This is a genomic window from Halorubrum ruber (assembly GCF_018228765.1).
In the GTDB taxonomy this organism is placed as follows: Archaea; Halobacteriota; Halobacteria; order Halobacteriales; family Haloferacaceae; genus Halorubrum; species Halorubrum ruber.
In genome coordinates, this window is record NZ_CP073695.1 from 242,392 (window position 1) to 265,408 (window position 23,017).

21 protein-coding genes, 2 tRNA genes and 3 rRNA genes are annotated in these 23,017 nt (G+C 66.5%); 8 read left to right on the plus strand and 18 right to left on the minus strand.

Going from position 1 to position 23,017, the window contains the following annotated elements; genetic code table 11:
• Window positions 1-18: 18 nt before the first annotated feature.
• A complete protein-coding gene (locus tag J7656_RS01125; RefSeq protein ID WP_017341798.1) occupies window positions 19-732 on the plus strand; it encodes a hypothetical protein in 714 nt (237 codons plus the stop codon).
• Between the two features lie 25 nt (window positions 733-757).
• Here J7656_RS01125 and J7656_RS01130 read toward each other — a convergent pair whose 3' ends face one another.
• The 10 genes from J7656_RS01130 to J7656_RS01175 form a co-directional block, all read right to left on the minus strand.
• Window positions 758-1,453 (minus strand): alpha/beta hydrolase, encoded by a 696-nt coding sequence (locus J7656_RS01130; protein WP_017341797.1) that lies wholly within the window; start codon window positions 1,451-1,453, stop codon window positions 758-760.
• A gap of 1 nt (window position 1,454) precedes the next feature.
• A complete protein-coding gene (locus tag J7656_RS01135; RefSeq protein WP_017341796.1) occupies window positions 1,455-2,069 on the minus strand; it encodes a VOC family protein in 615 nt (204 codons plus the stop codon).
• A 124-nt stretch (window positions 2,070-2,193) separates the two neighbouring features.
• Window positions 2,194-2,400: a hypothetical protein gene (locus tag J7656_RS01140; RefSeq protein WP_026046095.1), complete on the minus strand. Its 207-nt coding sequence runs from the start codon at window positions 2,398-2,400 to the stop codon at window positions 2,194-2,196.
• A gap of 76 nt (window positions 2,401-2,476) precedes the next feature.
• Entirely contained in the window at window positions 2,477-3,301 is an 825-nt protein-coding gene (locus J7656_RS01145; protein ID WP_211554539.1) for a hypothetical protein, read from the minus strand.
• Window positions 3,302-3,405: 104 nt separating this feature from the next.
• A tRNA-Cys gene (locus tag J7656_RS01150) sits at window positions 3,406-3,481 on the minus strand.
• Between the two features lie 130 nt (window positions 3,482-3,611).
• A 5S ribosomal RNA gene (gene rrf, locus J7656_RS01155) occupies window positions 3,612-3,733 on the minus strand.
• A gap of 142 nt (window positions 3,734-3,875) precedes the next feature.
• Window positions 3,876-6,792: ribosomal RNA gene (locus tag J7656_RS01160) — 23S ribosomal RNA — on the minus strand.
• A 272-nt stretch (window positions 6,793-7,064) separates the two neighbouring features.
• A tRNA-Ala gene (locus tag J7656_RS01165) sits at window positions 7,065-7,136 on the minus strand.
• A gap of 175 nt (window positions 7,137-7,311) precedes the next feature.
• A 16S ribosomal RNA gene (locus J7656_RS01170) occupies window positions 7,312-8,781 on the minus strand.
• The 16S, 23S and 5S rRNA genes sit together here with 2 tRNA genes alongside, the layout of an rRNA operon.
• Window positions 8,782-9,303: 522 nt before the next feature.
• Entirely contained in the window at window positions 9,304-9,633 is a 330-nt protein-coding gene (locus tag J7656_RS01175) for a non-histone chromosomal MC1 family protein (protein WP_044965795.1), read from the minus strand.
• A 344-nt stretch (window positions 9,634-9,977) separates the two neighbouring features.
• On the opposite strand from J7656_RS01175, the gene J7656_RS01180 reads away from it, so the two are divergent.
• The gene (locus J7656_RS01180) at window positions 9,978-10,181 is read left to right on the plus strand and encodes a hypothetical protein (protein WP_004599199.1); all 204 of its coding nucleotides are present in this window, start codon (window positions 9,978-9,980) and stop codon (window positions 10,179-10,181) included.
• A 97-nt stretch (window positions 10,182-10,278) separates the two neighbouring features.
• Complete coding sequence (locus J7656_RS01185) at window positions 10,279-11,334, plus strand: quinone-dependent dihydroorotate dehydrogenase (RefSeq protein WP_017343482.1); 1,056 nt, start codon at window positions 10,279-10,281, stop codon at window positions 11,332-11,334.
• A 30-nt stretch (window positions 11,335-11,364) separates the two neighbouring features.
• Here J7656_RS01185 and J7656_RS01190 read toward each other — a convergent pair whose 3' ends face one another.
• Both J7656_RS01190 and J7656_RS01195 read right to left on the minus strand, forming a co-directional pair.
• Window positions 11,365-14,073: a valine--tRNA ligase gene (locus tag J7656_RS01190; RefSeq protein ID WP_211554541.1), complete on the minus strand. Its 2,709-nt coding sequence runs from the start codon at window positions 14,071-14,073 to the stop codon at window positions 11,365-11,367.
• A gap of 93 nt (window positions 14,074-14,166) precedes the next feature.
• Window positions 14,167-14,421: a DUF7967 family protein gene (locus J7656_RS01195; RefSeq protein WP_017343484.1), complete on the minus strand. Its 255-nt coding sequence runs from the start codon at window positions 14,419-14,421 to the stop codon at window positions 14,167-14,169.
• A 418-nt stretch (window positions 14,422-14,839) separates the two neighbouring features.
• Here J7656_RS01195 and J7656_RS01200 point away from each other — a divergent pair, with 418 nt between their 5' ends.
• Entirely contained in the window at window positions 14,840-15,082 is a 243-nt protein-coding gene (locus J7656_RS01200) for a ferredoxin (protein WP_017343485.1), read from the plus strand.
• Window positions 15,083-15,438: 356 nt separating this feature from the next.
• Here the strand turns inward: J7656_RS01200 and hemB are convergent, their stop codons facing one another.
• The 3 genes from hemB to J7656_RS01215 form a co-directional block, all read right to left on the minus strand.
• Window positions 15,439-16,419 (minus strand): porphobilinogen synthase, encoded by a 981-nt coding sequence (gene hemB, locus J7656_RS01205; protein ID WP_211553821.1) that lies wholly within the window; start codon window positions 16,417-16,419, stop codon window positions 15,439-15,441.
• 84 nt (window positions 16,420-16,503) lie between these two features.
• Window positions 16,504-16,668: a DUF6757 family protein gene (locus tag J7656_RS01210; RefSeq protein WP_004599205.1), complete on the minus strand. Its 165-nt coding sequence runs from the start codon at window positions 16,666-16,668 to the stop codon at window positions 16,504-16,506.
• A gap of 25 nt (window positions 16,669-16,693) precedes the next feature.
• Window positions 16,694-17,629 (minus strand): PHP domain-containing protein, encoded by a 936-nt coding sequence (locus tag J7656_RS01215; protein WP_211553822.1) that lies wholly within the window; start codon window positions 17,627-17,629, stop codon window positions 16,694-16,696.
• A gap of 147 nt (window positions 17,630-17,776) precedes the next feature.
• Here J7656_RS01215 and J7656_RS01220 point away from each other — a divergent pair, with 147 nt between their 5' ends.
• Complete coding sequence (locus tag J7656_RS01220) at window positions 17,777-18,061, plus strand: DUF5789 family protein (protein WP_008444580.1); 285 nt, start codon at window positions 17,777-17,779, stop codon at window positions 18,059-18,061.
• Window positions 18,062-18,154: 93 nt separating this feature from the next.
• On the opposite strand, the gene J7656_RS01225 is transcribed toward J7656_RS01220, so the two are convergent.
• On the minus strand, window positions 18,155-19,204 hold the full coding sequence (locus tag J7656_RS01225) for a DUF5784 family protein (RefSeq protein ID WP_017343488.1): 1,050 nt from the start codon (window positions 19,202-19,204) through the stop codon (window positions 18,155-18,157).
• Between the two features lie 125 nt (window positions 19,205-19,329).
• On the opposite strand from J7656_RS01225, the gene J7656_RS01230 reads away from it, so the two are divergent.
• Entirely contained in the window at window positions 19,330-19,497 is a 168-nt protein-coding gene (locus tag J7656_RS01230; RefSeq protein ID WP_004599209.1) for a DUF5786 family protein, read from the plus strand.
• A 133-nt stretch (window positions 19,498-19,630) separates the two neighbouring features.
• Here the strand turns inward: J7656_RS01230 and J7656_RS01235 are convergent, their stop codons facing one another.
• Both J7656_RS01235 and J7656_RS01240 read right to left on the minus strand, forming a co-directional pair.
• On the minus strand, window positions 19,631-20,299 hold the full coding sequence (locus J7656_RS01235; protein WP_026046237.1) for a DUF7530 family protein: 669 nt from the start codon (window positions 20,297-20,299) through the stop codon (window positions 19,631-19,633).
• A complete protein-coding gene (locus tag J7656_RS01240) occupies window positions 20,296-21,240 on the minus strand; it encodes an NAD(P)H-binding protein (protein WP_017343490.1) in 945 nt (314 codons plus the stop codon). Before J7656_RS01240 ends, J7656_RS01235 begins: the two co-directional genes overlap by 4 nt.
• 128 nt (window positions 21,241-21,368) lie before the next feature.
• On the opposite strand from J7656_RS01240, the gene J7656_RS01245 reads away from it, so the two are divergent.
• Window positions 21,369-22,283 carry an MBL fold metallo-hydrolase gene (locus J7656_RS01245; protein WP_017343491.1) on the plus strand — a complete coding sequence of 305 codons (915 nt, stop codon included), beginning with the start codon at window positions 21,369-21,371 and terminating at the stop codon, window positions 22,281-22,283.
• A 126-nt stretch (window positions 22,284-22,409) separates the two neighbouring features.
• Window positions 22,410-23,015, plus strand: a complete 606-nt coding sequence (gene pspAB / locus J7656_RS01250; protein WP_017343492.1) for a PspA-associated protein PspAB — start codon at window positions 22,410-22,412, stop codon at window positions 23,013-23,015.
• The last annotated feature ends 2 nt before the right edge of the window (window positions 23,016-23,017 follow it).

Sequence of the window (23,017 nt, forward strand, 5' to 3'; positions counted from 1 at the left end):
CGGGCGACAAGGACGGACATGGACGCTCCGGAGACGGAGGCCGCCGAGCGCGGCGCCGACGGATCGCGCCCGCTCCCGGAGGGGACGCCGCTCGCGTTCGCGGACCGGGACCCGACCGCGATCGACGACGCGACCGAGCTGTACCTGCTGGACCGGCACTCGGCCGCGGACGGCACCGTCAGGGTCCAGGTGGTAGACTGGGAGCGCGACGGTGACCTGGTCCGCGTCGCCTACGCGCTCCCGACCGGCGAGCGCCTGCGCGACCGCTACCGCTGGCCGACCGCGGGCCGGTACGACGAGAGCGACTTCCTCGCGTTAGTCCGCGGGCTCGGCTACCCGCCGGGCGCCGCCGACCTGATCGCCGGGGAGTTCGCCCGCGCGCGCAGCGAGAACGGCCGCTGGCGGATCGTGACCGGGCGGCGGTCGGCCGGGGAGCGGGACTCCGACGCTGCGAGCGGCGCGAGCGGCGGGGAGCGGGCCGAACCCGCGACCGTGGCGGGCGAACGCGCCGGCGCGTCCGACGCGCCGTCCGCACTCGGGGAGCGCGTGCGGCGCCTCGACCCGATGGTGACGGGGAGCGCCGCGGTGGTCCTCCTCGTCCTCGCGGTCGTGATCCCGGCGACGCTGGCGACGCTGACGGGGGGACTCACGGCCGCGTCGGCCGCACTCGGCGGAGTCCTCGGGGCCGCCGCGCTGGCGACGCTGCGACTGTCGATCGCCGCGGTGTCGTGACAGGCATTCGAGAAACGGAGCGCGGCTACGGGAGCGACGCGATCAGCTCCGACACCGCCGCGACCTCGTCGTCGTTGATCCCGTGGCCCATCCCCTCGTAGATCCGCTCGTCGACGTCGGCGCCGAGCGCCTCCAGCACCTCGGTCGTCTCGTGGACCCGCTCCTCGGGGATGTGCGGGTCGACGTCGCTGCAGCCGAGGAACGCGGGAGTGCCGGCGAGCGGGCCGTCCCCGTCCGCCGCGTCGCCGTCCGAGAGGTAGTCGTCGACGGCGACCGTCTCGCCGATCAGCCCGCCGCTGAAGACGGCGAGCCCGCCGTAGCGGGTCGGATTGCGGGCGACGAACTCGCTCGCGAGGCAGGCGCCCTGCGAGAAGCCGCCGACGAGGACGCGCTCACGGGCGATCCCGGCGTCGACCGCGCGGTCGACCGCGGCGCCGACCGCCCGGAGGCCGGAACTCCGACCCGGCTCGTTGTCTTCGACCGGGGCGAGGAAGGAGTTCGGATACCAGGTGTTGCCGGCCGCGGCAGGCGCCAACAGCGCGACGTCGCGGTCGCCGGCCAACTGTTCACCCAGGTCGACGACGCTCCGAGCGGTCGCGCCGCGGCCGTGAATGAGTACGAGCGCCGCGTCGGCGTCGGCGAGCGGCGTCCCGGCCGTGACCAGCGGCTCGTCGCCGTGGGGGTCGTCGCCGGCGTTCGGGTCCGGAGCGCTGCCGGTCATCTCAGACCCCCACGCCGGCGTCGGCGTCGGGCAGGTCGTGTTTGTTCACCGGGAGTCCGAGCTCCTCGAGGGCCCCCTCCATGTGGCGGTCCTGCGCGAAGTCGGCGCCGTCCTCCTCGCGGAGGCGCTGCGCGGTCGCGAGCACCTCGCCCTTCCGGTCGTCGGGGATCTCGTACTTGTCGGCCGACAGCTCGATGACGAGCCCGTTGTTGTCCTGGGTGTAAATCGAGTGGAAGATGCCGCGGTCGAACACGTTGTACCCCTTGCCCGCCTCCTCAAGCGCCGCCATGATATCCTCGTACTCGTCGGGCTCGACGCTGAAACACAGGTGGTGGACGGCGCCCGTGTTGACGCGCTGACCGCGCGCGGACGCCCGCTCGTCGCTCACGAACACCGTGAGAATCCGGCCGTCGCCGGTGTCGAAGAAGAGGTGCGTCTGCGAGGGGTCGTCGAGGTTCGGCTGGCGCAACACGAGCGGCATCCCGAGCAGGTCGCGGTAGAAGGCGAGCGTGTCCTCCTCGTTGCTCCCCCAGACCGTGATGTGATCGGTGCCGCTGGTGTGGAACGGTGCGTCCGGGAGCTCCGACGTGACCGGAGCCGGCTTCTCGTCGCTCATACCGATCGAAAGGCGACCGAGGCGTATAAAAGCGAGAGGGACGGGACGGTGACCGGCTGACACCGGTGTTATCCGGCCGACTTCCTCCGAGGAGGTAGCCATCGGACTCCCCTCGGGACCGCCGTCACCGCTGCCAGACGGGCGGGGCGACGCCGAGCGCCCGAACGACGACGGGATACGCGACGGCGATAGCCAAGACGATCAGCAGCGACGCCGCGAGCCCGAGCCCGCCGAGGACGCGCTCGACGACCGCCAGCGCGGCGAACATAGCGACGAACATCACCGCCCAGTGGGGTGCGAGCTGTCGCACCTTCTCCATTGCCGAACTCATGGTCTCGGTAGCGGTCCCGACAGGTAGTGACTGTCGGTTGAACGGAGCGGACCCGAATGAAAACGCCGGTCGGCGGTCAGTACCGCGACGGGATGAACGCCATCCCGGCGAGCATGATCGACGACAGGACCGAGAGGACGAGGACGCGCGAGAGACCGCTGTTGTACTGGTTGAACCGTTCTATCTCGGTGACCTGCGCCTCGTATGCCTCGATGTCGGTCGACATCCGAAGCGTCGACGCGTCGGGGAAGTGCGCGACGTACTCCGTGTCGCCGATCGTCACCGTCGACTGCTGGGCGAGCTCGACCGTCTCCGTCTCGGTGGTCTCCCACACGAGGACGGCCCCGTCGGCCGTCACGTCGTCGATTGTGACCGTCTGCCCGTCGTACTCGAGCGTCTCGCCCGTCGCGTACGACCGCTCTTCGGGCGCGGGGAAGTACTCGTCGACGGGCACCAGCGTCCGATCGCCGTTCTCGTCGGTCACCGCGACATACTCGCCGTCCTCGAGGGTGACCGTCTCGTTTTCCGCATCGTCGTCGGCCTCGAGGATCGCCTGCCGGTCGAGCACCTCGACGAGCGTGAACTCGCTGGCGTTCTCCCCGGCGATCTCGACGCGCCACTCGCGGTCGTCGACCGAGACGGTCGACTCGTTCGCCCACGTTTCGGATGTCTCCGCCGTGAACTCGCGTTCGAGCGTGCCCGAGATGACCATCTGGCCATCGTCGTTCTCGCTTTCAGAGATGCCGGCCACGACGTACGTCTCGTCGCCGACTTCGATCGAGTCGTTTTGCGAGGCGTCAATTTCCGGATTTTCGAGCGCTATCTCCGGACTCTCGGCCGTCGCGGTCAGCGCACCCGCCACGCCCGCAACGGCGAGGAACAGCGCGACAAACACGGCCACAGCGCGTCGTTGCATAGTTCACGCATGGGTCACCCGGTGTTTAACGGTTACTAAGCGGGTCAGTTCGTGGGACCGATCGGCCGGTTCGTCTCGAAAAAGTCGAAAGCCAAGGGCCGGATTTGAACCGGCGTTGGGCGGCTCTGCAGGCCGCTGCGTCTGACCAGACTCTGCCACCTTGGCGCCAAGCGAAGGTACCGCTGTCGAGCGTTTAAGTTTAGCGGTCGGATGCGAGCGCGGTGGCTCGCTGGATATGAAAAAAGCCCACGGACACAACGTCCGTGGGCTTGGTGGGATGGGTCCCGTATGAGTGGGCAGGCGGCGACTCGTGGTTCCCAGAGGATCGCTCACTCCAGTACTTCACGATACGCTGGTGGGCTTAACTTCCGTGTTCGGAATGGGTACGGGTGTTTCCCCACCGCTCTGGCCGCCTTTATGCCGACTCTCGGAGTTGAACCGAGACCCGCTGTAGCCTCTACAGCGAGACGCCTGTGTCGGTCTGGTTCGATACCAACCGTGTATACGTGCGATCCAGATACCGCCTGAACTCATGCGAGTCGTGGCGCGTCAGCGCCAATGAATGTGGCTCGGTCTGTTAGTTCTCGTGGGCTTAACACCTCGTTGCCTCGGTGCGTACACCCCGAGTCTATCGAACTCGTCTTCTACGAGTGACCTCTGTGGTACCTCTTTTCCATGTGGGTTTCGAGCTTAGATGCGTTCAGCTCTTACCCCGTGTCGCGTGGCTACTCGGCATCTGCCCTCTCGGACAACCGATACACCAGTGGCGACCAAACGTAGTTCCTCTCGTACTATACGTTCGTTCACGTCAGGTACCTCACACCCCCAATAGATAGCAGCCGACCTGTCTCACGACGGTCTAAACCCAGCTCACGACCTCCTTTAATAGGCGAACAACCTCACCCTTGCCCGCTTCTGCACGGGCAGGATGGAGGGAACCGACATCGAGGTAGCAAGCCACTCGGTCGATATGTGCTCTTGCGAGTGACGACTCTGTTATCCCTAAGGTAGCTTTTCTGTCATCTACGGGTCCCATTCCGGAACCTCGTAGGTTCGCTAGACCACGCTTTCGCGTCAGCGTTCCTCGTTGGGAAGAACACTGTCAGACCATCTTGTGCTCTTGCGCTCTTCGCCGGATTCCCGACCCGGCTGAGATGATCTTCGGGCGCGCTCGATATCTTTTCGAGCGCGTACCGCCCCAGTCAAACTGCCCGGCTACCGGTGTACTCCTCCCGGAGTGAGAGTCGCAGTCACCGACGGGTAGTATTTCAATGCTGACTCGGTGGCGCGCTAGCGCGCGTACCTGTGTAATGTCTCCTACCTATGCTGCACATCGGCGACCACGTCTCAGCGACAGCCTGCAGTAAAGCTCTATAGGGTCTTCGCTTCCCCTTGGGGTCTCCAGACTCCGCACTGGAACGTACAGTTCACCGGGTCCAACGTTGGGACAGTGGCGCTCTCGTTTATCCATTCATGCAAGCCGCTACTGAAGCGGCAAGGTACTACGCTACCTTAAGAGGGTCATAGTTACCCCCGCCGTTGACGGGTCCTTCGTCCTCTTGTACGAGGTGTTCAGATACCCGCACTGGGCAGGATTCAGTGACCGTACGAGTCCTTGCGGATTTGCGGTCACCTGTGTTGTTACTAGACAGTCGGAGCGCCCGAGTCACTGCGACCTGCTCCGTCGAGAGCAGGCATCCCTTCTTCCGAAGGTACGGGACTAACTTGCCGAATTCCCTAACGTCGGTTCTCCCGACAGGCCTTGCCTTGCGCTGGCAGAGCACCTGTGTCGGATCTCGGTACGGACATCATGCTTGCCTTTTCACGGGCCCTATGTACGGCTGACTTTCGCTATCTCGCGTTTCGCTCGCTTCGTGCCGTGACGGCGTCCACGAGTTTCCACGATTCGACCGGGCGAGTGCCCGGCTCAGCGTTCCACACGGCGTCGGCGTTTACTGCACGATGGCGCTGGAATATTAACCAGCTTCCCGTCGGTGTAGTCAAGTTGTGGTACACCTTAGGACCGGCTAACCCTCGGCTGAACGGCAGTGCCGAGGAACCCTTGCTCTTCAGGCCGTCGAGGTTCTCACCCGACTATCGCTGCTACTGTGACCAGGATTGTCGTTACTGGACGGTCCACACGAGCTCTCGCCCGGGCTTCCATCCGACCAGTACGCCAACCTACGCGGTTGCCCCTGTCAAGGGCACGGCCAGGTCTCGGTGGTAGATTTGAGCCCCGATCATTTTGGGCGCCTCAAACCTCGGCCGGTAAGCTGTTACGCTTTTCTTAGCGGGTAGCTGCTTCTAAGCTCACCTCCCGGCTGTTTAGGGCTTGAGACCACCTTCGAATCGCACTTAATCTACACTTTGGGACCTTAACCCGGCTCTGGGTTGTTCCCCTCACGGTACACAGGCTTACCCCGCGCACCGGACTCCCTTCGTCTGCGGCGCCTGCGGGTTTGGAGTTCGACAGGATGGCCGACTCCTCTCGGAGGCGGGTCATCCAATCGGTAGCTCTACCCCGCGGGCTACCTCGGAAGAGGTCATGCTTCGACATGTTTCGGTTGGAACCAGCTGTTGCCAGGCTCGATGGGCCTTTCACCCCTACACACGAGTCACGAGAGGATATTGTAGAATACCAACTCTAACAGGCCTCCACGTGGCTTTCGCCACGCTTCACCTTGCTCGCGCGTAGATCGCCTGGTTTCGGGTCGCACCCGATTGACTCCCCGCGCTTGAACACGGTGGCCCTCACACGAATGTGCTGCGGCCGTATCGGTTTCCCTGCGCCTTCCCCGGTTCACGGGTTAGACTCGCCAATCAAGTGCACTCCCTGGGTCGTTTTTCAAAACGCACGACACGACGCCGGCTCGTCTCTCTTCCTACTAGAGGATCGCTCCTCGGTCGTTTCGAGAGACGCCTTGTACGCCCTGTCGCTCGATCGCCAGCTGATTTCAGGCCCTATTGCACCGCCCTTCTCGGGGTGCTTTTCAGCGTTCGCTCACGCTACTTGTTCGCTATCGGTCTCGAGGAGTGTTTAGCCTTCTCAGGGGATGCCTGAGATGTTCACAGAGGATATCCGACCCCTGCTACTCTGGATTTGACGCCATCCGTACTGCTCTCTCATACGGGGTTGTCACCCTGTTTCACGCTCCGTTCCAGGAGACTTCTGAGAGAGTGTCGAGATTTGATTGTCAACCCGAACACCACATTGGTCCGAAGACCTTCGGTTTGGGCTGTGTCGCGTTTACTCGCGGTTACTGACGACATCGCTGTTGCGTTCTTTTCCTGCCCTTACTGAGATGTTTCAATTCAGGGCGTTCCCTATTGCGCGTGGCAATTGTTGAACGGATTCCGATTGGGAGATCTCATGTTCTTTCCCTCCATGCGGGTCCCATGAGCTTTTCGCAGCTTGGCACGTCCGTCGTCGGCTCTCGAGCCGAGCCATTCACCAGCTGGCACAGTAGCCAGTAGTGTGTCAGCCAACTCTCCAGAAGAGAGTGCTGACGGTGTCAAGTGACATAGTGTCACCCGACTGTATATGGTTCACTGACGTTCCACGAACTCGGATGAGTTCAGTGGACGTCTGGATCGCACGTATACACGGTTGTCATTGAATCGCCCCGGGTGTGACGGGGCGTTCGTCGAACCCTTCCCATCCGCGGTTTCCCGGGATGGTGCATCGGTCGTCGTGTTCGATCCGAGTCGCGTCTCCCATATAAGGGGACGGATTCGGACCGAACGGACATGGACTCACTGGGATTCGAACCCAGGGCATCCTCCTTGCAAGGGAGGCACTCTACCGCTGAGCTATGAGCCCACCTTCCCGCGAGGGGAAGGTCTGGTGTGTGTCGCGTTTGTGTTGCGAGCCGTGGTCGTTCTAAGGTGTCCAAGCCGGTGGATGGGCGGACGGTACACAGTCCAATGCGAATGAGTAGTGACCGTCGTGGTGACGGTCTAAGGTGAGCTCGCCCAGAGGGCGAGTCTCGGGTCGGTGGAGGTGATCCAGCCGCAGATTCCCCTACGGCTACCTTGTTACGACTTAAGCCCCCTTGCGAAGCCCAGATTCGACGTTCGTGGAACGCCTCATCCGGACCTCACTCGGGTGCTTTGACGGGCGGTGTGTGCAAGGAGCAGGGACGTATTCACCGCGCGCTTGTGACACGCGATTACTACCGAATCCAGCTTCATGTGGGCGAGTTGCAGCCCACAATCCGAACTACGATCGAGTTTCTGAGATTACCGTCTCCTTTCGGAGTAGGAACCCTTTGTCTCGACCATTGTAGCCCGCGTGTTGCCCAGCACATTCGGGGCATACTGACCTACCGTTGCCCGTTCCTTCCTCCGTGTTAGCCACGGCGGTCCCCCTACTGTCCCCAGCTACCTCGCGGTACTGCTGGCAAGTAAGGGTGCGGGTCTCGCTCGTTGCCTGACTTAACAGGACGCCTCACGGTACGAGCTGACGGCGGCCATGCACCTCCTCTCTGAGGCTCGGATAAGGTCATCAACCTGATCGTCATTACCACAGTCGATGCTGGTGAGATGTCCGGCGTTGAGTCCAATTAAACCGCAGGCTCCTCCGGTTGTAGTGCTCCCCCGCCAATTCCTTTAAGTTTCATCCTTGCGGACGTACTTCCCAGGCGGTCTGCTTAGCGGCTTCCCTACGGCACAGCACCCACTCGTAGTGGGAGCCACACCTAGCAGACATTGTTTACGGCCAGGACTACCCGGGTATCTAATCCGGTTCGAGACCCTGGCTTTCGTCCCTCACTGTCGGATCCGTCCTCGCGACGTGCTTTCGCCATCGGCGGTCCGTCCAGGATTACGGGATTTCACTCCTACCCCGGACGTACCCGTCGCGCCTTCCGGTCCCAAGCCACGCAGTTTCTACCGGGCGCCCACCTGTTGAGCAGGTGGATTTCCCGATGGACTTGCGCGGCCAGCTACGGACGCTTTAGGCCCAATAAGATCGGCCATCACTTGGGCTGCCGGTATTACCGCGGCGGCTGGCACCGGTCTTGCCCAGCCCTTATTCTGGTACCACCTTACGGTACCGAAAAGCACAGGCGCTATGCCTGTGCACTTGGGATCCCCCTATCGCACTGTCGTGCAGTGTAAAGGTTTCGCGCCTGCTGCGCCCCGTAGGGCCCGGAATCTTGTCTCAGATTCCGTCTCCGGGTTCTCACTCTCATGACCCGTACCGATTATTGGCACGGTGGGCCGTTACCCCACCGTCTACCTAATCGGCCGCAGCCACATCCTTCGGCGCCGGAGCGTTTGGCACATCACTCATTCCAGTGGTGATGTGGTATACACTATTAGCCTCAGTTTCCCGAGGGTATTGTGTTCCGAAGGGTAGTTTGGCCACGTGTTACTGAGCTATTCGCCACGAGTCTGAACTCGTGCGACTAGCATGGCTAAATCGGATCCCAATAGCAATGGCCTCCGGCAGGATCAACCGGAATGAATATCCTTCGAGCCTGATTCCCGGCTCGAAGGGGGTGTTGGCGGGTGTCAATCTCGTCGAAGACGAGGGTTGACACACCATTGCATTGGTCTGTGTGGTGTCCGGGCCATCCAACGGCTTGGATGACACCGAACGACCACGGCTCACATCAGATCACCGCTTACGCCGGAGCGCAGGGGGCGTGATCCTCATCCTTCGCGGACCTGAACGTACCGGACGACGGGACATAAACCCATCGGAACGGTACGGGTCCAGCGAAACCGGGCCGAGTTGAACGGCCCGAGTCCGCGATGCGTTCTTCGCATTTCTTCGAATGGCCGGGTTGTATTTAACCCCGTCGAACTACCGGCGCCACGTCATGCGATTTCATGCCGAGAGAAGCGGGACAACTGACCGGATCGAGTCGAAGCGAAGGCGAGCCTACCCGGGACAGTAGCTCTGTCGCGACAGGGTGATCAACTCCGAGGTGTTCCGGCCGGTCGACGGCGAAAACGAGAGATCGGAACCGGCGGCCCGAGGGTTACTCGTCGTCGAGGTACTCGATGCCCTGCTTCGAGACGTTGGCCTTGGTGATGTCGTCAAGGTCGTTGAGCCAGAAGTCGTCGTCCGCGTCGTCGACCTCGGGAGCGCCGTCCTTCCAAGCCCATCCCTCGTACTCGTGGACCTTCTGGGTCCCCTTCTCCCGGAGACGAAGCGTCGTTCGCTCCGCCTCTTCCTCGGAGGGTGCCGGCTCGAGCGTCCGAGCCGCTTTGAGCGCCGCCTGACGCGGCATGTTGCCCGAGAACTCACTCGGTTCCGATCCGTCTTCCTCTCGCAGGGCAAAGTTTCGCTTACCGTCTTCACGTACCATGGTTTTGCCTCCGTGTGACACCAGCACACAGTGTGTAATAAATATATCGGGGAAATGAAAGCTGTGCGCCACAATTTTTATATACTACCTCGGTGGCGGCTGGCGATTTGGGGCCTCGAAGCGGAAGCGAAACGGGGTATCGACGACGATTCGCGGAGCGTTCAGCGCGCGCGACACGTCGATTCGGGGGTCGCGAGGCAATTTTGCTCCCCCGTGTCACCGGGAGATCGGTCTCGCCGCCCGTCGTCGGTCGCGACGTGCGCACCCGCGATTCACCGGCGAGCGAGTGCGTGTAAACAACACTTATGTGTCTGCTATGGCGAAGGGCGACAAGCACACCCGCGATGGTCCGCAAAAAGAAGCTCAGCCCCAGTGGCGCCAAGGACGACGACGGGGAGTACCACAACGTCCACGTGAACCTCCACGAAGACGAGCTCGCCGTCGCCGGCATGGAGATCGGCGACGAGGTGTTCGTTCGAGTCCGAGACGGGAAGATAATCATCCAGAAGGCGGACGCCAACCCGGAGCAGCTCGAACACGACTTCTGACGCGGACCGCGGGAGTCCGACGTATGTTCGCCGCCGAGCGATCGCCGCGCGGACCGCGGTCGGCGGATTGATTGTCGCTCGTGACGAGGCCCAGACGATGGGCGCGTACGACCTGTTGAAGCCAGCACTGTTCCGACTGCCGCCGGAGACCGCACACGGACTCGTTCACCGACTGCTCGGCGGCGTCCAGGGGACGCCGGTCACCGACGCGCTCGCCGAGCGGTACGCGGTCGACGACGAGCGGCTCGCGGTCGATCTGTTCGGGTCGACGTTCCCGAACCCCGTGGGCGTCGCCGCCGGGTTCGACAAGAACGCGCACGTCCCGCGGGCGCTGGCGTCGCTCGGGTTCGGACACGTCGAGGTCGGCGGCGTCACCGCGGAGCGACAGCCCGGGAACCCGCGCCCGCGACTGTTCCGGCTGAAAGAGGACGAGGCGCTCGTCAACCGGATGGGGTTCAACAACGAGGGCGCCGACCGGGTGGGCGAACGACTCGACCGCGACCCGCTCCCCGAGGTGCCGGTCGGGATCAACATCGGGAAGTCGAAGTCGACGCCCCTGAGCGAGGCCCCGGACGACTACCTGTACACGTACGAGCGCGTCGCGGACGCGGGAGACTATTTCGTGGTCAACGTCTCCAGCCCGAACACCCCCGGCCTCCGCGAGCTACAGAACCGCGAGGCCTTGGAGCGCATCCTCGGGACGCTCGCCGACGCCGGCGCGGATCCGCTGCTCGTGAAGCTCTCGCCGGACCTCCCGGAGCCGGCGGTCGAAGACGCGCTCGGCGTCGTCGACGACCTCGACCTCGACGGCGTCATCGCGACCAACACGACGACCTCCCGGCCAGATTCGCTGCGGAGCCACAACCGGGCCGAGCGCGGCGGGCTCTCGGGGAAGCCGATCGAGTCGCTCGCGACCGAGCGGGTGCGCTTCGTCGCGGAGCGCACCGACGTCCCGGTGATCGGCGTCGGGGGAATCTCCGACGCCGCGGGCGCCTACGAGAAGATACGGGCGGGCGCTTCGCTGGTCCAGCTGTACACAGGGCTCGTCTACGAGGGGCCAGGACTTGCGCGCGACATCAACGAAGGACTCGTCGAACTGCTCGAGCGCGACGGGTTCGACTCGGTCAACGAGGCCGTCGGCGCGGACCTGTGACCGAGTCGGGAATCGAAATGAGAGACCGGGCTACGCGTCGTTGCGGACGATGACGACGACATCGTCGGCCTGAAGCAGCTCGCCCTCGCCCTGGTACTGCCGCTCTTCCTCGACCGCGAACTCGTCGTCGACGAGCGTGACGCCCGCGACGTGGAGCTCGTCCCCGTCGATCTCGTACTCCTCCCGCGCCAGCGCGGCCTCGATGTCGCCGACCTGGTCGCCGTACTTCGGGCCGACAGTGGCGTAATCGAGGTCAATACCCGTGATCACCGTCTCGACGGGCGCGTCGCCGTCGGGGTGGACCGCGAGGTCGTCGACGTGCATCACGCCGGTGATGTCGTCCTCGAAGCCGCGCACGTCGGCGTACACCTCCACCGCGTCGAGCGTCGCGGTGAGGGGGAGCTGGTTCTCGCTCTTGTACTTCCGGAGCGCGCCCACGACGGCCGTCGCGGCGGTCCCGGCGTCGCGGTCGGCCTCGATACCCAGCGGCTCGGGCCAATCCGTGAGGTGGATCGAGTCGGCCGCGCCGTCGGCGAGGGCAGTCGCCTCCGTATCGGCGGTCGCGGCGTCACTGCTGCCGGTCGCGTCCGCGACGGCGTCCGCGTACATGTCGTGCCACAGCTCCTCGGTGACGTGTGCGAGCAGCGGCGCGAACAGCTTCAGGAACCGGCGGTGCGCGGTCCGGAGCGTGTACGCGGCCGCGTCGTCCTCGCGCTGTTTCGCGATCTCGAGGTAGTCGTCGCAGAACGTGTTCCAGAAGAAGCTCCGGAGCTCGTCGCGGGCCTTCGAGAACGCGCGGTCGTCGAGCAGCTCGGTGAGCCGCTCGACCTCGGCGTCCAGCTCCGCGAGCAGCCAGCGGTCGAGCTCGCGGAGCCCGCCGTCGGGCTCGGCCGGGAACGGCTCCGGCGCGAGCGACTCGACCAGCTTCGAGGCGTTCCACAGCTTCCGGATCAGCTTCTCGCCCGCGCGGAGGTCCTTCTCCTTGAACGGGAAGTCGTCTCCGACGGCGGTGCCGGCCGCCCAGTAGCGCGTGGCGTCGACCGGGAACTCCTCTAAGACCGCCTCCGGCTCGACGACGTTGCCGACCGACTTCGACATCTTCTCGCGGTTCTCGTCGAGGACGTGGCCGTTGATCATCGTCTCCTCGAACGGGACCTCGCCGGTGTGCTCGTAGCACTTGACGAGCGTGTGGAACAGCCAGAAGCTGATGATGTCGTGGCCCTGCGGCCGGAGGTCGAACTGGTACAGCTCCGGATGCTCCATGGTAAACTCCTCGGCCTCCTCGTCCCAGTCCCAGCCGGCGTTGATCAGGGGGGTGAGGCTCGAAGTGGCCCACGTGTCGAGCACGTCGTCCTCGGGCTCGAACCCGTCGTGCCCGCACTCGGGGCACGCGTCGACCGGCGGGTCGTCCGAGAGCGGGTCGACCGGGAGGTCGGCCTTCTCGGCGATGATCTCCTCGCCGCAGTCCTCGCAGTACCACACGGGGAACGGAATTCCAGAGGAGCGTTGCCGGGAGATGAGCCAGTCCCACTGGAGCCCCTCGACCCAGTGCTCGTACCGGGTGAACATCTTCTCGGGGGACCACTCCATCTCCCGACCGACCTCGAGGTACTCGTCGGTCTTGTCGAGCATTTCGATGTACCACTGCTCGGTGACGAGGAACTCGACGCTCGTCCCGCAGCGCTCGTGGACGTTGACGGTGTGGGTGATGTCGCGGCGGTCGAGCAGCGCGCCAGCCTCGTCGAGGTCCTCGACGATGGCCTCGCCGGCCTCGTCGGCGTGGAGCCCCTCGTACCCCTCGGCAACGTCGGTCATGTGACCGGACTCGTCGATGGCGACACGGAGGTCCAGGTCGTGGACCTGGTACCACTCGATGTCGTTCTGGTCGCCGAACGTACAGCACATCACGATCCCGGAGCCCGTCTCCCTGTCGACGCGCTCGTCCGCGATGATCGGCACCTCGTGGCCGAACAGCGGCACCTCGGCGGACTCCCCGACGAGGCCCTGGTTCTCGTCGTCCTCGGGATGGACGAAGACGGCGACGCAGGCCGGGAGGAGTTCGGGGCGCGTCGTCGAGATGACGAACTCCTCGGGGTCGTCGCCCTCGCCGTCACCGCCGCTTCCGGCGACGGAGAACGCGATGTCGTTGAAGTGGCTGGCCTGCTCGTCGTCCTCGGTCTCGACCTGCGAGATGGCCGTCTCGCACTCGGGACACCAGATTGCGGGCGCCTTCTCGCGGTACTCGCGGCCCTGGTCGTAGAGGTCGACGAAAGAGAGCTGGGAGACGCGCTGGACGCGCGGCTCGATCGTCTGGTAGGTGTGGTCCCAGTCGACCGACACCCCGAGCGACTGGACGTTCTCGGTGAACTGCTGCTCGTAGTCGGCACAGACCTCTCGGCACTTCCGTTGGAACTCGCGGCGCTCGAACTCCTGATGGCGGATGTCGAGCTCGTCCTCCGTCAGGCGTTCGGAGGCGATCCCGTTGTCGTCGTAGCCGAACGGGAAGAACGTCTCCCCGCCGTTCATGCGCTCGAAGCGCGCGACGAAGTCCTGGAGGGTGAACCCGTACAGGTGGCCCATGTGGAGGCTCCCCGATACCGTCGGCGGGGGCGTGTCGATGGAGAAGACGGTGTTCGGATCGACCGGGTCGTCGGCGGAGTAGGCGTACGTCTCCTCGTCGACCCAGCGCCGCTGCCAGCGCGGCTCGACGGCGTCGGGGTCGTACTCACCACTGGGCATTTCGGTCACACGTTCCGCCGGTTCCCCCTTAACGGACTCGGTTGTGTGGGGCGGGTTTGCGCGGTCAGGCGCGGGGAGGTGCGGAGCGCGGCGTCAGACCCGATCGTCGAGGTCGTGTTCGGCCGCCATCTTCGACGCCTCGGACGCGAACCGCTCGACCTCCTCTGCCGGGCTCTCGCCCAGCGCGTTCTCCTCGACCTCGCGGCCGGCGGTGATCCCGTCGCCCGTGACGAGCCGCTGTTCGGCCAGCTCCTTCGTGTGCATCCGCTCGCCGTCCTCCGTGGCGTAGGTGAGCCGCACGAGTCCCTTCGAGTCGAACTGCCGGTCGACGAGCCAGACGGTGGGCATGGGCGGGGATGGGTGCCTGCGACGCTTAAAAAGGGCGGTCGAGATCCGAGAGAACGCATGACAACAAGGAGCGATTTGAATGCCGATGCGGTTGGCGCGTGCCGACGAACGCCCGGTAGGGCGTGAGTCGCACGCGCGAGGGAGTCGGTCGCCGAGCGAAGCGACGGCGACCGACGAGGCTGGGGAGGTGAGAGGTGCGGTTGCGGTGCCGTGCGGGGCGGGACTTAAAGGGGCAGTCGCGAGGCCGCCGTAGGCGACGCAAGCACCGCAGTGAGTGAGCGGAGCGAACGAACGAGGAGCGCAGCGAGCGTACGGCGGCCTCGCGACTGGGGCTTTGGAGGAAGTCACCGGCGATCCCTTTCAGATCTCCACACCTCTCGTCGCCACGGCTTTGTACCGTCTCATCTAACCGAGAGCCATGTACGTTGAGTTCGACCGCGACACCTGCGTCGGGATGTACCAGTGCGTCGCCGAGTGGGACGCCTTCGAAAAGGACCTGAACGACGGGAAGGCCGATTTAAAAGGGAGCACCGAGGAGGAAGACGATCTGTTCGTCGTCGAGGTGCCCGACGGCGAGGAGTTCGACGCGAAGTTCGCGGCGCGCGTCTGCCCGGTCGACGCCATCGAAGTGTACGACGACGACGGCGAACAGGTGGTGTAGACGGATCGTGACGATTGGGTTGCCGTTTATAAATATCCGTCTGCGGGTCGAACGAGAACACCATCAAAGCCCCAGCCGTGAGGGCTCGCGCGCCTCGCTGCGCGCCTCGTTCAGTCGCTAACGCTCCTTCACTTCGGTGCTTGCGTCGTCGGGCTTCGCCCTCACGGCTGCCCCTTTGAGTCCCGCCCCGCACAGCACCTCACGCCTCCCCAGCCTCGTCAGTCGCCGTCGCTTCGCTTCGGGCGACTGACTCCCTCGCACGCGCTGCTTCGCGGCCTCCGCTTCGCTCCGGCCGCTCGCAGGCGCGCGCCGGGGTAAATGGTTGAGAAAGAGCGTCTGCTCCCGCCCGATCCTATTTATAAGTGATCGGCAACGTCTTCGGCGAAGTACGTGATGATGAGGTCCGCGCCCGCGCGCTTGAGCGCGGTGAGCGACTCCAGCGCGGTCGCCTCCAGGTCGAGCCACCCCTTCTCCGCGGCGGCGTGGAGCATCGCGTACTCCCCGGAGACGTTGTACGCGGCGATGGGGCGGTCGAACTCCCGCCGGAGGTCGCCGACGATGTCGAGGTACGGGAGCCCGGGCTTCACCATCAGCACGTCGGCGCCCTGTTCGGCGTCGAGCCGCGCCTCGCGGAGCGCCTCGCGGCGGTTCGCGGGGTCCATCTGGTAGTGCCGGCGGTCGCCGAACTCGGGCGCGCCGTCGGCCGCGTCGCGGAACGGGCCGTAGAAGGCGGACTCGTACTTCGCGGCGTAGCTCAGGATGGCGACCTCCTCGTGACCCGCGTCGTCGAGCGCCTCGCGGATCGCCCCCACCTGCCCGTCGGTCATCGCCGAGGGGGCGACCACGTCGGCGCCCGCGTCCGCCTGCGAGACGGCGGTCCGCGCGAGCAGGTCCAGCGTCTCGTCGTTCTTCACGGTGAGCGTCGGGTCCGACTCGGCGGTCTCCTCGATGACCCCGCAGTGACCGTGGTCGGTGTACTCGCAGAGGCAGACATCGCCGATCAGGGTGACGTCGGTCTCCGCGGAGATCCGCCGGATCGCGCGCTGGACGACGCCGTCGTCGGCGTACGCCCGGCTGCCGGACGCGTCCTTCGACTCGGGGACGCCGAAGAGGATGACGGCCTCGACGCCGGTCTCGCGGATCTCGGCGACGCGGTCGACCGCCTCGTCGACCGGGACGCGCTCGTGGCCGGGCATCGTCTCGATCGGCACGCGCTCGTCGGTCGTGGCGTCGATGAAGACGGGCGCGACCAGGTCCGACGCCGAGAGGTCGGTCTCGGCGACGAGCGGGCGAACGCCGTCGGTCCGGAGGCGGCGGGGCCGGTCCGTGAGGTCCATGGAGGGGGTTGGCCCCGCGCGGCCTTTTACCGTTCGTCTCGGCCGCGGGGGACTATCGACGGAGAGAAGCGTCCGGCCGGGCGACTACTCCGAGGACTCGATGTCGATCCGGTCGCGGAGCTCCGCGAGCTCGTCCGACTCGGCGAGCTCCTCGACGCGCTGTTTGAAGTGGGACTCGCAGAGCCCGACGACCACGCCGCCCTGCTCCGCCTCGTACGTGGCCTCCCGGTCGCAGTAGTGACACCGCATACGCCGTACTCCGTTCGGCGCGGGCTTAATCTTGTTCGTCGGGCGCCGCACCGGGGGAGTCCCCGGCCGCGAACTCCCCGACAGAAACCGGCTCGGGTAGCCGCTCGCGGACCGGATCGAACGCCGATTCCGTCAGCCCCGCGACGCCGAGCGTCCGCTCGTGCGCGTCCGTCCCGCCGGTTCTGAGCAGGTCGTTCTCGGCGGCGAGACGGTCGATCCGCGCGTCGTCGACGGCGCGGCCGTACGGGTAGAAGCGTTCGATCGCGTCGATCGCGGCCGACTCGCGGGCGACGTCGAGCGCCTCGTCAACATCCTCGTACCGGAACGGGTGCGCGAGCCCGACGAGCGCGCAGGCGTCCGCGAGCAGATCGAGCCCCTCGTCGAGCGGCGTCACGTCGCGCGCGACGTAACACGGGCCGTCGTTTCCGATCAGCTCGTCGAAGGCCCCGGCGTAGTCGTAGGGCGCGTCCGACGCGTCGATCGCCCGCGCGATGTGCGGGCGCCCGAGCCCGGCGCGGGGCTCGACGTCGAGGTCGACGCCGAGCCGCTCCTCGATCGCGTCGAGGATGGCGGCGCCGCGCTCGCGGCGGTCGCGCTGGAGCCGATCGATCTCCGCGTCGAGCGCGTCGGTGTGCTCGACGCCGTACCCGAGGAGGTCGAGGCGTTCGAAGCCGGCGTCGACGCGCAGTTCGATCCCGCGGACGACCCGGACGCCGTCGCGCTCGACGACCGGCGCGTCGAGCCCGGGGTGAATCCGGTCGTGGTCGGTGACGGCGACCCAGTCGACGCCCGCGTCGCGGGCGGCCGCGGGCACCTCGTCGAGCGTTAAGGTCCCGTCCGAGACGGTCGTGTGCGCGTGGAGGTCGGCGACGACGGGATCGCTGGAGTCGGGGGAATCGTCGGTGACAGCGGAATCAGAAGATTCGGCGGAATCGGCGGAGTCGGCGGGGTCAGCGGACATGGAGGTGAATACCTGCGCCCGACACTAAGCCGCGGCGGTTCCGGGAACCACCGGATTCGAGACGATATAAGGCGATATAAGGTATCCCCTCCGACTAAGGTCGTACATGGACAATCATTAAGAACCATCGGCGGTTTTCATCTGTCGATGCGCTTGAACGGCGTCGACGACCGACTCGAACGGCACCAGTACCCGACCACCTCTGAGGAGATCATCGCGGCTCACGGCAACGCGACCGTAGAGCTCGCGAACGGGTCCGAGCGGCTCGGCGACGTCTTAGAGCGGTTCGGCGACCAGACGTTTGAGGACGCGGAGGACGTGTTCACCACGCTCCGCGCCGGCGTCTGCCACCGCGGCGTCGGGCGCCGGTTCTACTCGGACCGCGACCCGACCACCGACGCGGAGGAGGGACCCTCGCCGGTCTCCTTCTGACGCGCCGAACCGACCAAGGTCCATACCCTTCTTTCGGAGCTCGACCGCGGAGCGGCGGCGCCGCGCGGACGGACTCCCGTGCGAGCGACGCGGCTACGACACGCCGTCGACGACCCCGGAGAGGTCGATCGGGATCGACCCCTTCCGATACCCCTCGATCGAGCCGTCGGGCTCGGCGCGGTAGACGACCGCGGGCTTGTGTCGGACCGCGGGTTCCGCCTCGCGCACGGCGGCCCACTCGTCGGTCGGGAACGACGAGCAGTCGACGAACAGCGTGACGCCGCCGGCGTGGGCCGCGAGCTGGCCGCTCGTCTTCGTCTCGGCGGTGTCGCGGACCGCCGCCACGGGGTCGTTCGCGGAGCGCCCGGCGGTCGGCTGCGGGCGCGTCACCTCGACGAGGTGACCGGTGCCAGTCTCCGGGTCCGTCGCGCGGAAGTCGAGCGAGTGACCCGTCGTCACCTCGATCTCCGGGGTGACCTCGTACCCCGCGTCCGTGAGGATCCGGGCCGCGGTGAACTCGGCGATGGCCGCGCTCATGCGGACGAGGTCCCGCGAGGCGGAGGTCCCGAGCTTCCCGGCCATGACCTCGCGGTACTCGTCGAGCGTTCCCGGCCGGAGCGTCTCCTCGACGAACCCGGTGCCGTCCTCGCGCGTCGCGTCCGGGAACCCGGCCGCGTGGTCGCGGAAGAACGCCCGGCTCGTCGCCGCGCCGTCCTTCGAGCAGAAGACGGGCAGGAAGTACCACGAGACGTGCGGGTAGTCGGCCAGCCACGGCTCGTCGTCGTGAAGCCCGGCGAGCAGCTCCCGCTGCGCCCACCGCGAGACCGGGTACGGCGCCTCGTCGAACCCGTACTTGTCCGTCCGCCAGAGCTCGCTCGGCGTCTCCGTGTTGCCCAGCCAGTACCCGACCGGGCCGCCGTCGGCGCCGGCCGGGGGGTCCGCGTCGTCGTCGGTCCAGCAGAACAGCGCGAACGAGCCGTCGTCCATGTCGAACCGGCGCGCCTCGTAGCCCGGCGGCGGCGCGAACCACGGATCGCCGGCCGTCGCTCCGAGGTTCTCGTCGAGGGGGCGACCGATCTGCGACCGGACCCGGTCCGCGGTCCACCGGCCGGGCGAGCGCCTGAAGCGGAGCGGTTGTGCCACGGGCGTTCGGTATCACGCCGCGGGGTTAATCGATTCCGGTGGACTGACCCGATCGTTCACGGTTTATGATACCTTTGCCGACAGGTATATAACAGGAAACGGCCAAGTGTTGGTGTACCATGTCAATGGGTGCCTATGACGAGGCCGAACACGAGCGTCGGGAGAAGAAGACCAGCGAAGTCGACGCCGACTTCGACGCGGAGCGCCCCGAGTACTCCGGATCGCTGACCTACGACTCGGGCGACTCCACGGAGGCACTCCTCGACAAGTTCGAAGAGCTTCAGGGCAAGTGACGCGGCCGCGGCGACGCCGCGCCTTCTAATTCCATTCTCGACGCCGGTAGCGACGGGTAACGGTCGCGACAGCGGGGAGCGACAGGTAACGGTCGCGACAGCGGGGAGCGACGGTCCGAACGGAACCGAGAGCTCAGGTGAGTAGGATCGCCGCCGTACAGACGAGCGCGACCGCGAGGACGTGACCGACCACCGCGCCGAGTAGCACGGGTTCCGTGAGCAGGAACGGCACGAGCGCCAGTTGGACCGCGGAGAAGCCGATGTTCTCGGCGTCGAGCCGCCGGACGGTCGCCCGCTCCTCGGGCGAGAGGTCGACGTGGACCGCGCGCCACAGCGCGACGACGGCGCTCCACCAAGAGGTGCCGATGCGGTAGGTGAGGTCCCAGAGGACGAGCAGCGTGAGGTAGACGACGGGGATCGGCGGCTGCGAACCGAAGAGCCGGTCGAGGAGGGTGTTCTCCCACGCGAACAGGTACGTCACGAGGGCGATGAACGCTAACACGCCCAACACGATCTCGATGCTCGACCCGAACAGCAGCCGCTTGTGTTCCGGCGGGGTCCCGAGCAGCCGGTTCTTCGCGCCCAACCGGTGCATTTCGACGCTGCCGACCGCCGCGACGACGACCGCGACCGTCCCGGCGGCCACGGCGTTCCAGACCCCGTAGTACCAGCCGAGCGCGACCACGCCGACCTCGAAGATCGCGAACTGGAGCGCGACCGCCAGCGTCCGCGAGATCCCTAACCCGGGGATCCCGCCGACGAGGCTCTCGTACACCCACGTCTCGCCGTACTCGCGGCTCACGACCGGAGCCCCCGGAGCGTCGTCAGCCACGGGCGCTGCGCGTTCGGCGAGTCGGTCAGAGCGCGCGCGACCGCGAGCTCGAACGGGGTTCGCTCGACCGGGACGAGGTCGCGGATGCGGTCGTCCTCGACGATCACGGTGTTCCGGAGCCCCTCGACCAGCGACCGGGCGAGGTAGGGGTTCACGTCAGTGACGAGCCGGAGCCACCGGGCCGACAGCTCCGGGCTCAGCACCGGCACCCTGACGATCCGGAGCCCGCCCCCGAGCTGGCGCCTAGTCCGCCGCAGGATCTCCCCGTAGGTCAACACCTCCGGCCCGCCGATCTCGAAGGTCTCGCCCGCGGTCTCGGGGACGTCGAGCACGCCGGCGAGGTACGCGACCACGTCCGCGATCGCGATCGGCTGGCACAGCGTGTCGACCCACTTCGGCGTGACCATCACCGGGAGCCGCCGCGCGAGTCCGGCGATCACCTCGAAGCTCGCGCTGCCGGCGCCGATGATGATCGCGGCCCGCAGCGTCGTGAGCGCCGGCTCCCCATCTCCCAGGATCCGCTCCACCTCGCGGCGGGAGCGGAGGTGTTCGGAGAGCTCCTCGCGGTCCTCCCCCAGCCCGCCGAGGTAGACGATCCGGTCGACCCCCGCGTCGGACGCGGCCGCGGCGAAGTTGGACGCGCAGTTGCGGTCGCGCTCCTCGTACCCCGGGCCGCCGTCCATCGAGTGGACGAGGTAGTACGCGGCGTCGACGGTCTCGCCGTCGAGTTCGAACGCGGGCGGGAGCGTCTCCGGTTCGAGGAGGTCGCCCTCGACGACCGAGACGCCCTCGGGCGCGTCGTAACCGTCGGCGTCGCGGACGAGCGCGACAACGTCGTGGCCGCGCTCGCGGAGCGTCGGGACGAGCCGGCTCCCGACGAACCCGGTCGCGCCGGTGACGAGCACTCGCATACAGTCCCCTCGGGCGGCGCGACCATAAGCCTCGGCCCGCGCGGCCGACCTCTCCGGGCCCCGAGGTCGCCGCGAGCGCCGGGGGCGCGGACCGATCGCTAGAAGTGCCCCCGGGTCCCTCCTCCGGTATGCGCGCTGGCGAGTTCGAACCGGTCCGCGGCGTCGAGGACCTGTACGTCCACGACACCGGCATGTTCGACACCGACGAGTACGGCGCCGTCTACGTGTACGACGCCGAGCGACCGATCGTGATAGACACCGGAACGGGAGCGAACCGGGAGGCGCTCTTCGAGAGCGTCGAGGAGATCGGAATCGGCCGCGAGGAGCTCGGGTGGATCCTCCCGACCCACGCCCACCTCGACCACGCCGGCGGCGCCGGCTACCTCGCGGAGCGCTACCCGAACGCCGAGGTCCGCGTGCCTGAAAAAGGCGTCCGCCACCTCGTCGACCCCGGGGCGCTCGTCGCGGGCACCAAGTCGGCGGTCGAGGAGCAGTGGGAGTACTACGCGGAGCCGAAGCCGGTCCCCGACGACCGGATCGAGGGCGTCGCCGAGGGCGACCGGATCGACCTCGGGGACCGCGAGCTCGTCGTTCACGACGCGCCCGGACACGCGCCCCACCACGCGGTGTACCACGACCCCGACGCGGACGTCGTGTTCGCCGCCGACGCCGCCGGCATCTACGTCCCCGAGATCGACGCGGTGACCCCGACGTCGCCGCCGCCCCAGTTCGACTTCGAGCAGTGTCTTGACGACATCCGGCTGATCGAGGAACTCGACCCCGACACGCTCTGTTTCGGCCACTTCGGCCCGCGCGACTGCGACGCGGACCTGCTCGGCGAGGCGAAGCGCGCGTACGTCGAGTGGGTCGAGCGCGTCCGCGAGAAGCGCGCCGAGCTCGACGACGACGAGGCGGTCGTCGACCACTTCGAGGCGGCGAGCCGCGACATCGACTACTGGAACCCCGAGCGCGCCAGAGCGAACACGAGTCTGAATGCGCGTGGCGTGTTGACGTATCTCGATCGCGTCGACAGCGAGGAGTGACCCGCGCGGCGAGACGCGGCGGGGACGTGGACCCGCCGATGAGCGCAGACGTGGCCGGACGATGAGCGCGGATACGGACCCGCCGAGAGAAACGCCCTAAACCCCGCCGCACGTAGGCCCGACCAGATGGGCATCTTCGACACGATCCGGGCCGTGCTCGGGACGAGCGCCGAGACCGACGCGACCCGCGAGGCGGACCCCGAGGACCTCTTCGGGATGTCGACCGCGTACATGACGATGGAGGCGGACCTCCGCTACGACCACTGCGGCGAGGCCGCGCTCTGTTTCTCCGGCATGGACAGCACCCGCTTCGACGAGGCGGTCGAGACCGTCGAGGCCATCTTGGAGGCCGGCGAGATAGACACCGGCACCGGCTTCCACCGCCACGAGGACGACCACGGCTACCAGTGGTTCGTCCTGGAGGACGACGACCCCGAGGACCTGGTGACGAGCGTCCACTTCGCGGCCGACCAGTTCATCGAGGAGGGGTTCGGCTCGCGGCTGCTCGCGGCCGTGTTCGGCTTCGAGAACGACGACGGGCCGGTCTACTGGATCTACTCGTTCCGGCGCGGCGCCTACTACCCGTTCGCGCCGCGGGGGACGAGCGACCGGAACCAGCGGGTCGAGTTCAAGCTCCAGTCCGTCCTCGACGGGGAGCTCGGCTTGGAGGACGACGAGTCGTACTGGTACCCGCTGTGGCCCGACGCGCCCGGGAACCACCCGTGGGAGTGAGC